This window comes from Leuconostoc fallax KCTC 3537 (genome assembly GCF_000165675.1).
GTDB classification, from domain to species: Bacteria; Bacillota; Bacilli; order Lactobacillales; family Lactobacillaceae; genus Leuconostoc_B; species Leuconostoc_B fallax.
In genome coordinates this window covers 1-13359 of the sequence record NZ_AEIZ01000012.1, presented here as the reverse complement: position 1 = coordinate 13359, position 13359 = coordinate 1, and the positions used below count along the sequence as shown (strand labels likewise).

Sequence of the window (13359 nt, the reverse complement as noted above, 5' to 3'; positions counted from 1 at the left end):
ATAAATTAACGAATTTCAGCACCTAATCCGGATACTAGCGCTTGCTTCACTTTTTCAAAATCAGTATTAACATCTGTTTCAACCAAAGTTTCGTCATCGTCTTGATAAGTTAAGGTATAAGCTAATGAGCGCTTACCTTTTGACAAATTTTCTCCCGTATAAAGATCAAACAAGGTAACATCCACTAATTTACTGTAAGCTGTATCCCAAATAACCGACTCAATTGTCGCATTTGAAATGTTATCATCTACCAATAAAGCAATATCTCGTGATACTTGTGGGAAACGCGATATTTTCTGATATAAAATATCTTCATCAATATTTGAAAATACATGCTCTAAGTTCAATTCAAAGCCAAATACACGAGGTAACTTTTGTGCTTTTAATGTACTTGGATGAATCTGTCCCACAAATCCCAAATGAATATCGCCAGCATAAATATCTGCAGTCTGTCCAGGATGCATATCTGGATATTGGTCTGTTGCAACATAACGAATACTCTTTTCCGAGATACCAATTTCATCAAGATATTGGGCGACAATCCCCTTAATATCGTAGAAATCAACTGTTCTTTCAGCTTTTTCCTTTTGCCAATGACTCTCCGCTAATTCCCCAACTAGAACACCAGCCACATGTTCAACTTCCTGAGGCAATTCGTTTTCATTTTTAGCAAAGAAAACACGCCCCTGCTCATATAACGCAATATCATGAACGGAATGAGCGACATTGTAAGCCACATCATCCAAAAGGCCGGATAGAATATTTTGACGCGCCGTTGTACGATCGCTGCTCATTGGGTAAGATAGTGACACAGTTGGACGCTTTTGCGCCAAAGTAAACTTTTGAGCTTTCTCAGCGGTCGTTAACACATAAGAAATCGCTTGATTCAATCCAAGACTTTCAAAAATTTGACGTGTCGCACGCATTTTACGCTGACGGTGAGACAATTTCCCTAGTGTTGTTGGTCCTACTGGTAAAGTAACTGGTAGATTGTCATAGCCAAATAAACGTGCAACTTCTTCAATAAGATCAGCTTCTATACTGATATCTGGGCGACGAGCTGGCACAGTAACGATCAACGCCGTTCCATTATTTTCATAAGTAAATGCTAGGCGATCAAATATCGTTGCAATATCAGCTAATGTTAACTGTGTTCCCAGCAATTGATTCACCCGTTGTGATGTCAATTGAATTTTAATAATTGGTGGCTGCTTATCCACTGCCACAACACGTCCTTTAGCAACTTGACCTTGGGCTAACTGATCAACTAATGCTGCTGCATGGTCCAATGTATTGAAAGTATTATCTGAATTCACACCGCGTTCAAATCTTGATGATGCCTCTGAATGAAGATTATGACGGCGTGCTGTCGCACGAACCAATGTTGAATTAAATACAGCTGATTCTATTACAATATTTTTAGTATTGGCATCAACTTCAGATGACATACCACCCATCACACCAGCAAGCATCAAAGCGCGCTGATCATCAGCAATGACAATATCTTCTCCTGAACGCAAGTGACGTTCGTTACCATCAAGGGTTGTTAATATTTCATCTTCACCTGCACGGCGGACATGGAGCGTTTGCCCAGTCAGCTTATCCAAATCAAAAGCGTGAATTGGCTGTCCATACATCAACATCATGTAGTTCGTAATATCGACAATGTTATTAATTGGTCGCATACCAGCATTCCACAAGCGTTTTTGTAGCCACAGTGGACTATCTTGTACTGTCACATTATTCATCACACGCACGGCATACTTCGATACTAATGATGGCTCATCTATCACAACATTAATTTGGTCCGCGGCTAACGTCTCATACTCTATTAAATCGAAGTCTGGTTCAGTCACTGTAACATGGCGCATAGCACCAAATTCATAGGCTGTCCCAATCATCGATAACATATCTGCACGATTAGGCGTTAAATCTGTATCCACAACAATATCATGCATACCCAAAACTGCCAATGCGTCATCACCTGTCGAGACATCTTTTATATCTTCTGGGTTAAATACAAAAATACCGGCTTCAAAATCCTTTGGTGCAATTTTGGCGTCAAAACCGATTTCTTGTAAAGCAACTAGCATACCGTTGGACTCAATGCCACGTAGCTTTACCTGAGATAATTCGATTAATTCACCACTTTCATGATTGATAATATGTGCCCCAACTTGGGCCAAAATAACAAACTGTCCAACTGCTACATTAGGTGCACCAGTCACAACTTGAACCTGTTGTGATTGTCCAATATCAAGTTGCGTAATCACCATGTGGTCTGAATCAGGATGGGTTGCAATTGACATCACTTCAGCCACAATCAAGCCATCTTGCTTGTCCGCTAAGGTTTTATAGTCGTCAACTTCAACACTCGTACGTTCGATTTCTTCTACTAAATCGCTAATATCACTTTCTGTTACGGCTAATGGCTGATCTAAATACTCATTAAGCCACTCTAAATTGATTTTCATGTTAATTACCCTTTCGATTGAATTGTGAAATGAAGCGTACATCGTTTAAGTAGAATTGTCGAATATCATCTACACCGTATTTCAACATAGCAAAACGATCCGGTCCCAATCCAAAGGCAAAGGCTGAATACTTAGTACTATCCACACCATCCATCTTCAAAACGTTTGGATGTGTCATACCAGCACCTAGTACTTCAATCCATTCAATATCCTCTGGTCGCGTGTCAGGTGTTACTTCATTCCATGACACATCAACTTCAACACTCGGCTCAGTAAAAGGGAAATATGATGGGCGTAAACGAATTTGATGCTTTTCACCAAACAGTTCTTGAGCAATTGACAAGAGTGTTCCCTTTAAATCAGCCATTGTGATATTTTCACCGACAACCAATCCTTCAATTTGATGGAATTGATGTGAATGCGTCGCATCATCTGTATCACGACGATAAACCTTACCCGGGCTAATCATTTTGAGCGGTCCTTGGCTAAAATCATGCTTTTCTAAAACACGAGATTCAACGGGGGATGTTTGCGTGCGCATTAATATTTCCGGTGTAATATAAAATGTATCTTGCATATCACGTGCTGGATGATCTTTTGGCAAATTCAAACGCTCAAAATTATAATGATCCGTCTCAATTTCGGGTGCATCTACGGTATCATCAACGACTTTAAAACCAAGGCCAATAAAATGATCTTCGATTTCATCAATAATCTGTTGCAAAACATGCGGTTGCCCGACGCGACGTGTACTACCAGGTAATGTGACATCTAATTTTTCAGTTGCTAATTGCTGATTTAGTGTAATAGCCTCTTGCTGTGCTTTTTTTCGGCTAATAACTGCGTAATAACCTGTCGCACATGATTACCAACTTCACCAACCTTTGGCTTCTGTTCAGGGCTAACATCCTTCATCCCTTTGAGCAATGTTGTGAGTTGACCTTTTTTACCAAGAAAAGAAATTCTTAGCTTTTCTATGTCATTACCACTAGCATTAATATTTTCAATGGCAATTTTTTCTAATTGCTGTAATTCCTCTATTAGGTTCATTGCTTATCTCATCTTTCTAACATTCTAAAATGAATACCGACAAAAAACGTCCCATGTTTCCAATGATGAAAACATGGGACGTTATCTATCGTGGTACCACCCAACTTTTAACCGATAAATGATCGATTTCTTTCACATTCTTAACGCGAATAAACGTCTGGTGTTAACCAAATGACTCCTGGCTGAAATTCAGTAATCATTAGTGTGACTTTTCACCATATCATCACTCTCTGAAACTAATATCATACTTACTAGGCCAATCTTTGTCTCTTAATAACTAGTATATCATTTTTTAATTTCTTCGTCACCATGGCAATCATCCGTAACATGATTCCAATCATCTGACCATTCATGTATTGCTTTCATGATTGGCCGCATTGCTTCCCCACGTTCTGTCAGTTTATACTCAATAAGATTTGAATCATCATATGTAACACGATTGACCAGGTTGTCTGCTTCTAGTGCTTTTAGTCTCTCTACTAATACACGGTCTGAACAACCTGGAATTGCTCTAGAAATCTCCAAAAATCTTCTTGGCCCGCTGACAAGCAATGCCTCAATAATCATACCGTTCCATTTACGCCCCAATATTTCAAAGGTACATAAAAAATTACGACACAATAAATTTTCTGTGTGTTTCGCTAACTTCGCCATTGTATCCTTTTCCCTCATGAATTTGTTTATATCATAACATACACTAAATATGATACGACAAGTAAACGTTTCCATTCGCACAAATTTCTGTATTATATAAAATATAGCTAAGTATTGCAAATTTTAACAGCGCTTGATACACTTAAATCGTTGAATCAAACAAGCTGGGGTGCCGTTATGGCTGAGAAAATACCCATTGAACCTGATCTATTTTATGTTAGCGTAGGAAGCTTAGTTTGTTTACTCGTAAGATAAGTAGACAATACCCGGTACACTAACATGTGTGTCGGGTATTTTATATATCAAGAGACAAAGGCTCTTTGATTCTCCAATATTATAAATGGAGGTTTGTTTTATGCAAACTGTATCAGAAAGTAAGCACACTTGGAGCTTACGAGACGTTATTTTTCTAGCGATTATCGCAATATTCTTTGGTGTGATTTATCAACTTTGGAGCTTTGCCTACTACGCAATAGCCGCAACACCATTAAAACCATATGCTAATGATTTAACTATTGGTGTTTGGTTAATGGCCGGTCCATTAGCTGGTGTCTTGTTAAAAAGAATCGGTGCCACTGTTATTGCTGAAATTTTAGCTGCGGCTGTTGAAATGATGCTATTTTCAAGTTGGGGTGCTGCTAATTTGATTGCTGGTTTTGTACAAGGTATTGGTAACGAACTTGGATTTGCGATGACTGGTTATAAGAATTGGTCAAAACTTGGATTGCTGCTATCTAGTATTATGGCAACAATTGTGACATTTGGCTGGGATTGGTTTCAAAGTGGTTACAGTGCTTATCATTTTGGCATGATTGTGACATTATTCATTATTCGTTTCATTTCGATTGGTTTCTTTGCTGGAATTCTTGTGTATTGGATCAGTCAGCTTGTTGCCAAAACGAATCTATTAAAGCACTAAATCATTATGACAACATTAGCTGTTAATCATCTAAGCTTTGCTTATGAATCCAATCAACCGAATATTTTAAATGATATCACGCTATCTCCAAAACCCAGTACCTTCAATCTCCTCATTGGTCCCTCTGGTAGCGGTAAATCAACATTACTAAAAAGTATGGCTGGTCTGTATCCTAAATATGGTGGCTATGTTACCGGCGGCACAATATTATTAAATAACCATGATATTAGTACCTTAGCACCCTTTGAACGCGCTAAACGTGTGGCATTACTTTTCCAAAACCCTAGCCGTCAGTTTGCGATGCGTACAGTTAAGGAGCAGTTAATTTTTGCTCTTGAAAATATCCAGATGCCAGTAAATGAAATTACACCACGTGTGAATCAAGTCATTGCTACTTTACGCTTAGAGCCATTACTCGAGCGTGATTTAATCACACTTTCCGGTGGTGAACAACAACGCGTAGCATTAGCTACTGTTCTTGCTTTGGATAGTGACATTATTTTGTTAGATGAGCCCTTTGCTAACGTTGATGCTACATCTCGATTAGCCATCCTAAAAGACCTGCATGAATTGCAAAAAAATGAGGGTAAAACAATTTTTATATCTGATCATGATTGGACAGGTTATCATGACATTGTCGATCACTTGTTTGAATTGGATATTGCAACCAAAAATATTGCTGAAATTGATAAACATCATTTACTGCAAGTTGAGACAGCATCATCAATTCATCATCATTTCAACGATACTTATCGTTTGAGCTGGCAACAATTAGCGCTATCTGTCGGTCAACATCAATTGTTGCAGGCAAATGATTTTGCTTTGCCACTGAACCGTTTAGGTTTACTATCAGGCGATAATGGGGTTGGTAAATCAACTTTATTTAACGCTTTAGCACACCAAATAAAATATGACGGTCACATTTATTTTGACCACCAACCCACTAAAAAATTAAAATTAAGAAATGGGCAAAGCAATTGGGCTTGGTATTTCAAAAGAGTACCGATCAATTTGTCGCCCTTACTGTATCTGATGAAATCAAAATCTCTCAGCGACACAGTTTAGCACCCCATTATTGGAACGATGAACGTATTCAAACTGCAATTGAGGCATTGAATTTAGCGCATGTCACGCAACAAGTAAGTTATCAGCTGTCTGGTGGTCAACAAAAGAAATTACAGGTTCTCGTTATGTTAATTATGGCGCAACCTGTTTTATTATTTGATGAACCTTTGGCAGGCCTAGATATGACTTCCTTAACTGTTGTATTACAACTCATCAAAAAACCATGGCTGATTTAGAATTGAGTGTATTAATGATTTCACATCAACGGCTTGGTGTAACACCGTTCATAGACTATGAAATCCATTTGAGTGACACGAAATTAACATTATTAGGGGGACAGCAAGATGTCCAAACAACTTAATGCAAGTATTCTAGTTATTATCATGATTGGTGTTGGTCTCCAATTAACATTTGCTAAAAGTGTTATTCTCAATATCATTATTACTTGGATTGGTCTAGGTTATTTAATCTACTGTCGGGTATCATTTAAAATGTTAGCAACCATGTTGTTAGTAGCTTTCCCTCTATCACTTGGTACTTGGTGGTCATTTGTCGCCTTTGGTGTTGCTGATGTTTGGCACAATGCTTGGATATATAGTACCCGTCTATATGCTTATTTATGTTTAGGAGCTGCTGTTACCTTAACCGTCAATGTTAAACAACTATTATTAAGCCTTTCACAACATTTACATCTATCAGCAACATTTGCTTATGGCTTACTGGCTGCTTTTAATCTATCACCACGCGTCAGGCGTCAAGTCAAAACAATCCGATATGCTGCCCAATTACGTGGTGTTACTTATCATCTCTGGCAACCACAATTATATTTCAAATCCGTATTAGCAGCACTGCAATGGTCAGGTGATCTCGCAGAGGCAATGACCTCTCATGGGTTTTCTGAAGGATTTTCACGTTCGACAACCTATCATGATGATTTACCTAAGTGGCAATGGGGCCTCGCTATACTTTGTATTTTAACTTTTGGTATTGTAGCTTTTATAATTAAGCCTTGGTAAGCGGCCACTATTTAATATATGCTAAAAATTGAATGACATGCATCAATGCAAAATAAAAACGTTTAAGTTTAACTTAAACGTTTTTAGTTTACTTGTGATCGGACTTCTTTCCCAGTTAAAAGACGAACAATTTCTTCAGCTGCGTAAAGACCAACATTTTCATGTGCTTCTTTTGAATTGGCTGCAATATGTGGTGTGACAAAAACATTAGGCAATTGCAATAATTCGCTATCAGCTGGTAATGGTTCTTGTACCGTAACATCTAGACCCGCACCGGCTATTTTATGAGCCTTTAGCGCCTCAATTAATGCAGGTTCATCAATAACAGATCCACGGGCAATATTAACTAACACAGTGTTTGATTTCATTTGATCAAAAGCATCTTGATTAACCATACCAACAGTATTAGCAGTTGCTGGCAATGCCAACACAATAAAATCAGCCTGTTGATAAATTTCATCTAATGATGCCATACGCCCATTAGGCACATCACGATCACGTCTAGCATACGCTAAAATATTCACATTAAATCCTGACAACAATTGGGCAATTGTTTGCCCAATATTTCCAAAGCCAATAATGCCAACAGTTTTACTTGTAATTTCTTGTCCACGATATTGTGCTAGAAAATCATTATCTGCTTGTCCGATCATCTTTTGATGATATTGATAGAATAATCTACCTGCCATTAGCATATGCATTACTGCCGTTTCAGCTACTGACACAGCATTAGCGCCCGGTGCATTAGTTACCGTCACACCATATTTTGTTGCATCATCCAAATTAACATTGTCATAGCCAACACCAAAACGCGCAATAATTTTTAAATTAGGTAATTTTTGAATGATTTTTTCATCTATTTTGTGCATCATCACAATAATGCCATAAAGATCTTTACCATATTGTGTAAAGTCTTCATCAGTGTCTTGACTATTGATAACAACTTCAAAATGAGCGCCTTCAAGATAATCAATTACTTTTTGAGAAATACCATTAAATACTAGAATTTTTTCATTAGAATAATTCTCCTGTAAATGCATGAGTAGGTGTTGTATGAAAATCATAAGTCACAAGATGCTTAGCATCAGTAAAATATGCTGTGAGCGATTCTGAAAGCATGAGATTAACTGGGAATTGTAACTCGTTCAATACAATAATCGGCTTTTGTTGTACCCAGGCCATCCCCTGTTCAAATGCAGTACCGGAGTCTGCATCGTTATCACGATAATCAATGATAGATAGTAGTATATCTGCATTCGTCACATTTTGTGTATCTCGCTTAAAGACTTCGGCTGCCCACTTTGATGTGAACTGCTCATGTTCTGTTTCTTGATGAAGTCGTGGTGAGTAATAATCTGTCACTGTAGGATTAGCATCCAAGGCTGCTTCCACACGTTTAACGCGATCAATTTGCTCATCACTAAAGAAAGGTGCCGCTAAATAAATTTGTGCCATACTTTCTACCCCTAATATCTATTAAAAAATGTTAAGCCTAACATGACTATCAAACAATTTTAGTATTATGTCAGACTATCAAAAGCACCAGGCATCAATTGAGAAATATCTGTTTGAACAGTTTTGCCTGCCGTATTAGTTAACCAGATTGGCATATCAGGCTTAAAAAATTCCACCATAACTTGACGACAAGCACCACAAGGAGCGATGGGTTCGTTCGTTTCACCAATGATGACCAATGCATCAAACTCCCGTTCCCCTGAAGCTATTGCTGTAAAAATTGCTGTACGTTCTGCACAATTGGTTAAACCAAAAGATATATTTTCAATATTTACACCTGTATAGATTGTGCCACTTGAAGATTTTAGCGCTGCTCCCACTGGAAAATGTGAATAAGGAACATATGCATGCTTTAATGTTTGCCTAGCTTTTTCCAATAAATCGTGTGGTGGTTCCAACATAAAAAATCCTCCTCAGGCTTCTAAATCATCCTGTCATTATTGTAGCAATAATCGCTCTAATTCATTTAATCTTTGTTCAAAAATATTAAACGCTTGATTGAGATAATCTTTCTGACTCATATCTACACCGGCGACTTTCATAACGTCTAAAGGATACTTCGAACTTCCTGATTTTAAGAATTGTTTATACGCTTCAGCTTGATCACTTTCCAAAATACCCTCAGCTAATGTTGTAGCTGCTGCTTCTCCAGTAGCATATTGATAAACATAATAATCATAATAAAAATGCGGTATTCTTGACCACTCATAGGCAATTTCTTCATCTGGAAATAAATCTGCACCATAATATTTTTGGTTCAGCGCCATATAAAAGTCGCTAAGTGTTTCGGCTGTCAATGCTTGACCTGCCGCAGCAGTTTGATGCAACCAATCTTCAAATTCAGCAAATTGTGTTTGTCTAAATACTGTTCCCTTGAATCCGTCTAAGTATTGATTGAGTACATAAGCTCTAAAATTAGGATCATCATTAGTAGATAGTAGATAGTCTGTCAGCAATGATTCGTTGGTTGTCGATGCAATCTCTGCTAAAAATATTGGATAATCACCATAGTGGTAACCTTGATTTGTTCTTGTAAAATACGAATGCACACTGTGCCCCATTTCGTGAGCTAAGGTGTATACATTATTCAAATTATTTTGCCAATTAAGTAGGATGTATGGCACAGTATCATAAGCGCCCCCAGAATAAGCCCCAGAGCGCTTTCCCTTGTTTTCCACAACATCTATCCAGCGCTCATCAAAGGCCTGCTTAACAACCTTAATATAGTCTTCACCCAATGGTGCTAGGGCCCTTAAGACAATTGCCTTTGCTTCTTCAAAATTCACATCAAAATCAACTGATTTAACTAAAGGTGTGTATAAATCATAAGAATGTACATCTTCAACTTGTAGCACTTTCTTACGCAAGGTAACGAAACGATGCAACAATGGTAAGTGATCATGGACACTGTCGATTAACGTCGTAAATACTGATTCCGGTATATGATTCCTTGATACAGCCGCTTGGCGCGCATTATCATATTGACGTACCTTGGCCAAATAATTGTGCCCTTTAATATGTGATGATAATGTCGAAGCTAATGTATTTTGGAAACGTATATAGCTATCATACAGTGTTTCAAACGCTTCACGGCGCACGTCTCTATCCTTTGATTCTAATAATCGACTATATAGACCATTGGTTAACTGAATTTCACGCCCCTTATCATCATGAACAAGGCCAAAAGTCAAATCTGCATTATCAAAAACACTGAATGTTTGTTCTGAAGCACCAAATATATCGCTAGCCCCAGCTAACAAAGCTTCTTGATCTGCCGATAGTATATGTGGTTTTTGTTTCAAAAGCGTATCAAAATAATGCTGATATTGCGCTAATGATTTAGAATCCATATATTCTTGCAGTGTTGATTGAGGTAACGCCAATACTTCAGGTTCAAAAAATGCCTCTGCTGCGCTTACTTCAGCCCAGAGTGATTGCACTCTATCATTATAAGCAGCATACTTTTGGTTACTTGTGTCTTGATCAAATTTTTGATGTGCATAGACATATACTTTTTCCAGACTACGATTAACCGCTAAAATAGCCTCATATGTCGTTTGTAATGTTCGACTACTTTCTCCAACATGTCCGACAAATTGTGTTAAATTTTGGCTTGCTTCTTTAATATGTTTAAGTTCAATTTCCCATTCTTCATCTGAATAAAAAATCTTCTGTAAGTCCCATGTTAACGCTTCAGGTACTTCTTTTCTTGTTGGTATTTCTTCAACCATGCCTGCTACCTCTTTATGATAATTATTCATCATTTTATCATTATTTCGGCGTTTCCGCTAATTTTTCCTCTAAGGAATCATACCACTTAGGCAAATGTAAAATGATAATATACTTTTCTGTAATATTAATTATATTTATTATTTCTAATTCATACAATGTCTGATTTATACAATAATCGATGTAAGTATCATCAAGTGTGTCGTAAAAATATTTTTTAATTTTTGATTGAATTGACGACGCTGAATAAAATTATGTACGCCAATCTTTGCCAGTAAAAGAATGATGGATATACGCCATTGCCAATTAGAAATACGTAATCCAAATAACGCACCTTGATGTATCCACCACGGCGCCTGAATAAGCTGATATTGTTGCTCATATAACGAAGCTATTAATTTCACATCAATTCTTTTCCCAAAAATTAATGACTGTAACTTCATAAGCTGTTTACCCAAACTAGGTAATTTTTGTTGCTTAAATTTTTTGTCCACTATTTGTCCAAATATTTCATTTCGAAATATTTGATCGTACTGCATAGATGAAAAATCATATTTTCTAAAATTTTCAAATTGAACAAACTTTTGAATTTTTGGTATATAGAATAAAATTTTTTATGATTCAAAAACTTCATCATCGTTCGTTGTCCCGTTTTAGTCGAAAAGTATTTTTCACCTAAAATCCAATAGTATTCAATATGTTCAGAAATATACCCTTCGTTACGTTCCATGTATCTTTGCCATGATATTGGACTGCATTGATATTCAAACGCATAAGTCTTATTCACGGTTTTTAATAGAATATCAGGACGTTGCGTAATATTTGGGATAACACTCTCTAATAAAACCTCGCCATACTTTTTAGTGATGCTGCAATGGCCAGTTTACCTACTAAGTGTTCAAAGCTTTCATTTTCAGTAAATGAATGACATTGCGTATCTATCAAATGAGCAAAATGATTTCTTTTAACATCACCATTTTTTAAAACAACCTTTTCTCGACAACCTGGGCAATAATAGTGTGCCTTTTTATTAGCTTGGTCTGCTCGTATATAATGATGATGGGCATCAATCGCAATAAACATTTTTCGTATGTCCCTCTAACGTATCATACGAAAAAGCAGCCAATTAATTTTGGCTGCTTTTAAAATATTTCATTTAATCTTTGAATAGCTGTACGCTCAAAAATTATTTTACCGTGTTCACGTAAAACATCAAAGCTAATTGGACTGACTCGCCCGAACTCCAATGCCATTGAAATGATATCTCTCTTTTTCTCTAAGCTCATTTCTACTGATGGAAATGCCAAGTTTAAATAATATTTATGATTATATGAAACTAAGCTCGATATTGTATTTTCTAATTGATATTCATGTGCAAGACTAATTGCAGATTCAAAGTTATTCAAAACTAAAGTGACATCTTTAATCGCAATATCACTCTTAGCTTGTTCCTGCTGTGCATTTTCTGTATGACCAGCGTCTTTCCCAATTAATGCATCTTTAATCTTATCTGGCACCTCATCCACTGTATCTTCTGTAGATTTAGAATGATTTTCAATAACTTTACCAAATAATTCTTCAACGTCAGTATCTTCATCAACTTTAGAAATAAACAATTCTAGGCCATTCTTGTTGGGTAATATTTGAAAAGTGACTTGCTGTTCGTCTTCAAAATCATGGTTAGTATCAACTTCATCTAAAATACTGTAAAAGAATTTTTCGATATTTTCATGGTTACCTAAAAGGTCCATTACTGTCATCCCACGTTCTTTTAAGTCATCGTTTTCTATCATTACTCGAATTGTGTTTTCATTGATACGTTCCATTTCCATTATCAACACCACCTTTCATAATATTATTTTAAACTGTATAAATAAAAAAGCTGATATGTCAGCTTTCCTCCACTATCAGTGCTTTTCCTATATCCTTGAAATCAGCTTTTACTGTTGCTCTCAGTAATTCTCTTTGTCTAACTTCTCTTGGCAAAAAACGACGAATTTCATCTTCATTATAGCCAACTTGTATACGACGATCGTCCATAATAACAGGACGCTTTAACAGTGAAGGATTTTTAACAATTAATTCTATAAGTGAATTAGTAGAAATACTATCCAAGTCAATATTTAATTTTGAGAACACCTTTGAACGCCGTGATAGAATTTCATCTGTTCCATCTTCAGTAAGACGTAACATAGCTCTAATATCGCTCGCCTTCAGTGGTTCTTTTCCCACATTACGACCAATATATGCCATATTATGACTCTCTAGCCATTGTCTAGCCTTACGACATGAGGTGCAACTAGGAGAAAAATATAAAGTAATCATTGATTGTTGCCCTCCTTAAATCCATATATCTATTATACTAAACTATCATAACAAAGTATATGGAAGGGTATACAAAAAGAGAAATTCCGATTAGAATCTCTCTTTTACTTTA

The 13359-nt window shown here is 36.7% G+C and carries 14 protein-coding genes, 2 pseudogenes, 1 riboswitch and 1 other annotated feature; of the genes and pseudogenes, 4 read left to right on the top strand and 12 right to left on the bottom strand.

The features are described 5' to 3' along the window. Positions 1–5 precede the first annotated feature (5 nt). From pheT to LEUFL_RS0102915, 3 genes and pseudogenes are all read right to left on the bottom strand, one after another. Entirely contained in the window at positions 6–2474 is a 2469-nt protein-coding gene (gene pheT / locus LEUFL_RS0102925) for a phenylalanine--tRNA ligase subunit beta (RefSeq protein ID WP_010007350.1), read from the bottom strand. A 1-nt stretch (position 2475) separates the two neighbouring features. Next, positions 2476–3524: pseudogene (gene pheS, locus LEUFL_RS11170) on the bottom strand (phenylalanine--tRNA ligase subunit alpha). Positions 3525–3595: 71 nt separating this feature from the next. Continuing rightward, positions 3596–3797, bottom strand: a binding site (T-box leader). 12 nt (positions 3798–3809) lie between these two features. Beyond that, the gene (locus LEUFL_RS0102915) at positions 3810–4178 is read right to left on the bottom strand and encodes a winged helix-turn-helix transcriptional regulator (RefSeq protein ID WP_010007349.1); all 369 of its coding nucleotides are present in this window, start codon (positions 4176–4178) and stop codon (positions 3810–3812) included. Positions 4179–4333: 155 nt separating this feature from the next. After that, positions 4334–4424, top strand: a riboswitch (TPP riboswitch). A 109-nt stretch (positions 4425–4533) separates the two neighbouring features. Here LEUFL_RS0102915 and LEUFL_RS0102910 point away from each other — a divergent pair. From LEUFL_RS0102910 to LEUFL_RS0102900, 4 genes and pseudogenes are all read left to right on the top strand, one after another. Beyond that, positions 4534–5097: an ECF transporter S component gene (locus LEUFL_RS0102910; protein ID WP_010007348.1), complete on the top strand. Its 564-nt coding sequence runs from the start codon at positions 4534–4536 to the stop codon at positions 5095–5097. Between the two features lie 6 nt (positions 5098–5103). Further along, positions 5104–6398 (top strand): annotated as a pseudogene (locus tag LEUFL_RS11165) (ABC transporter ATP-binding protein). After that, positions 6386–6523, top strand: coding sequence for a hypothetical protein (locus tag LEUFL_RS13045; RefSeq protein ID WP_237697877.1), 138 nt, complete (start codon positions 6386–6388; stop codon positions 6521–6523). The pseudogene LEUFL_RS11165 and the gene LEUFL_RS13045 overlap by 13 nt, the downstream one beginning before the upstream one ends. Beyond that, positions 6507–7178: an energy-coupling factor transporter transmembrane component T family protein gene (locus LEUFL_RS0102900; protein WP_010007346.1), complete on the top strand. Its 672-nt coding sequence runs from the start codon at positions 6507–6509 to the stop codon at positions 7176–7178. The genes LEUFL_RS13045 and LEUFL_RS0102900 overlap by 17 nt, the downstream gene beginning before the upstream one ends. A gap of 83 nt (positions 7179–7261) precedes the next feature. On the opposite strand, the gene LEUFL_RS0102895 is transcribed toward LEUFL_RS0102900, so the two are convergent. The 9 genes from LEUFL_RS0102895 to spx form a co-directional block, all read right to left on the bottom strand. Then, positions 7262–8218 (bottom strand): phosphoglycerate dehydrogenase, encoded by a 957-nt coding sequence (locus LEUFL_RS0102895; RefSeq protein ID WP_010007345.1) that lies wholly within the window; start codon positions 8216–8218, stop codon positions 7262–7264. Continuing rightward, positions 8193–8633, bottom strand: a complete 441-nt coding sequence (locus LEUFL_RS0102890; RefSeq protein WP_010007344.1) for a nucleoside 2-deoxyribosyltransferase — start codon at positions 8631–8633, stop codon at positions 8193–8195. The genes LEUFL_RS0102895 and LEUFL_RS0102890 overlap by 26 nt, the downstream gene beginning before the upstream one ends. A gap of 65 nt (positions 8634–8698) precedes the next feature. Beyond that, positions 8699–9094 carry a cytidine deaminase gene (locus tag LEUFL_RS0102885; protein WP_010007343.1) on the bottom strand — a complete coding sequence of 132 codons (396 nt, stop codon included), beginning with the start codon at positions 9092–9094 and terminating at the stop codon, positions 8699–8701. A gap of 36 nt (positions 9095–9130) precedes the next feature. Next, on the bottom strand, positions 9131–10924 hold the full coding sequence (gene pepF, locus LEUFL_RS0102880; RefSeq protein ID WP_010007341.1) for an oligoendopeptidase F: 1794 nt from the start codon (positions 10922–10924) through the stop codon (positions 9131–9133). Positions 10925–11089: 165 nt separating this feature from the next. Then, entirely contained in the window at positions 11090–11416 is a 327-nt protein-coding gene (locus LEUFL_RS12395; RefSeq protein WP_029508619.1) for a hypothetical protein, read from the bottom strand. Continuing rightward, complete coding sequence (locus tag LEUFL_RS13480) at positions 11416–11724, bottom strand: competence protein CoiA family protein (protein WP_373419068.1); 309 nt, start codon at positions 11722–11724, stop codon at positions 11416–11418. Before LEUFL_RS13480 ends, LEUFL_RS12395 begins: the two co-directional genes overlap by 1 nt. Positions 11725–11759: 35 nt before the next feature. Beyond that, positions 11760–12005, bottom strand: coding sequence for a competence protein CoiA family protein (locus tag LEUFL_RS12385; RefSeq protein WP_029508618.1), 246 nt, complete (start codon positions 12003–12005; stop codon positions 11760–11762). Between the two features lie 59 nt (positions 12006–12064). After that, the gene (locus LEUFL_RS0102860; protein ID WP_010007339.1) at positions 12065–12754 is read right to left on the bottom strand and encodes an adaptor protein MecA; all 690 of its coding nucleotides are present in this window, start codon (positions 12752–12754) and stop codon (positions 12065–12067) included. A gap of 58 nt (positions 12755–12812) precedes the next feature. Next, the gene (gene spx / locus LEUFL_RS0102855) at positions 12813–13247 is read right to left on the bottom strand and encodes a transcriptional regulator Spx (protein ID WP_029508617.1); all 435 of its coding nucleotides are present in this window, start codon (positions 13245–13247) and stop codon (positions 12813–12815) included. Positions 13248–13359: the final 112 nt, after the last annotated feature.

What these genes read in the sequence shown, in the direction of transcription:
- pheT (WP_010007350.1), bottom strand. Translation starts at nt 2,474, where the DNA reads ATGAAAATCAATTTAGAGTGGCTTAATGAGTATTTAGATCAGCCATTA.
- LEUFL_RS0102915 (WP_010007349.1), bottom strand. Translation starts at nt 4,178, where the DNA reads ATGGCGAAGTTAGCGAAACACACAGAAAATTTATTGTGTCGTAATTTT.
- LEUFL_RS0102910 (WP_010007348.1), top strand. Translation starts at nt 4,534, where the DNA reads ATGCAAACTGTATCAGAAAGTAAGCACACTTGGAGCTTACGAGACGTT.
- LEUFL_RS13045 (WP_237697877.1), top strand. Translation starts at nt 6,386, where the DNA reads ATGGCTGATTTAGAATTGAGTGTATTAATGATTTCACATCAACGGCTT.
- LEUFL_RS0102900 (WP_010007346.1), top strand. Translation starts at nt 6,507, where the DNA reads ATGTCCAAACAACTTAATGCAAGTATTCTAGTTATTATCATGATTGGT.
- LEUFL_RS0102895 (WP_010007345.1), bottom strand. Translation starts at nt 8,218, where the DNA reads ATGCATTTACAGGAGAATTATTCTAATGAAAAAATTCTAGTATTTAAT.
- LEUFL_RS0102890 (WP_010007344.1), bottom strand. Translation starts at nt 8,633, where the DNA reads ATGGCACAAATTTATTTAGCGGCACCTTTCTTTAGTGATGAGCAAATT.
- LEUFL_RS0102885 (WP_010007343.1), bottom strand. Translation starts at nt 9,094, where the DNA reads ATGTTGGAACCACCACACGATTTATTGGAAAAAGCTAGGCAAACATTA.
- pepF (WP_010007341.1), bottom strand. Translation starts at nt 10,924, where the DNA reads ATGGTTGAAGAAATACCAACAAGAAAAGAAGTACCTGAAGCGTTAACA.
- LEUFL_RS12385 (WP_029508618.1), bottom strand. Translation starts at nt 12,005, where the DNA reads ATGTTTATTGCGATTGATGCCCATCATCATTATATACGAGCAGACCAA.
- LEUFL_RS0102860 (WP_010007339.1), bottom strand. Translation starts at nt 12,754, where the DNA reads ATGGAAATGGAACGTATCAATGAAAACACAATTCGAGTAATGATAGAA.
- spx (WP_029508617.1), bottom strand. Translation starts at nt 13,247, where the DNA reads ATGATTACTTTATATTTTTCTCCTAGTTGCACCTCATGTCGTAAGGCT.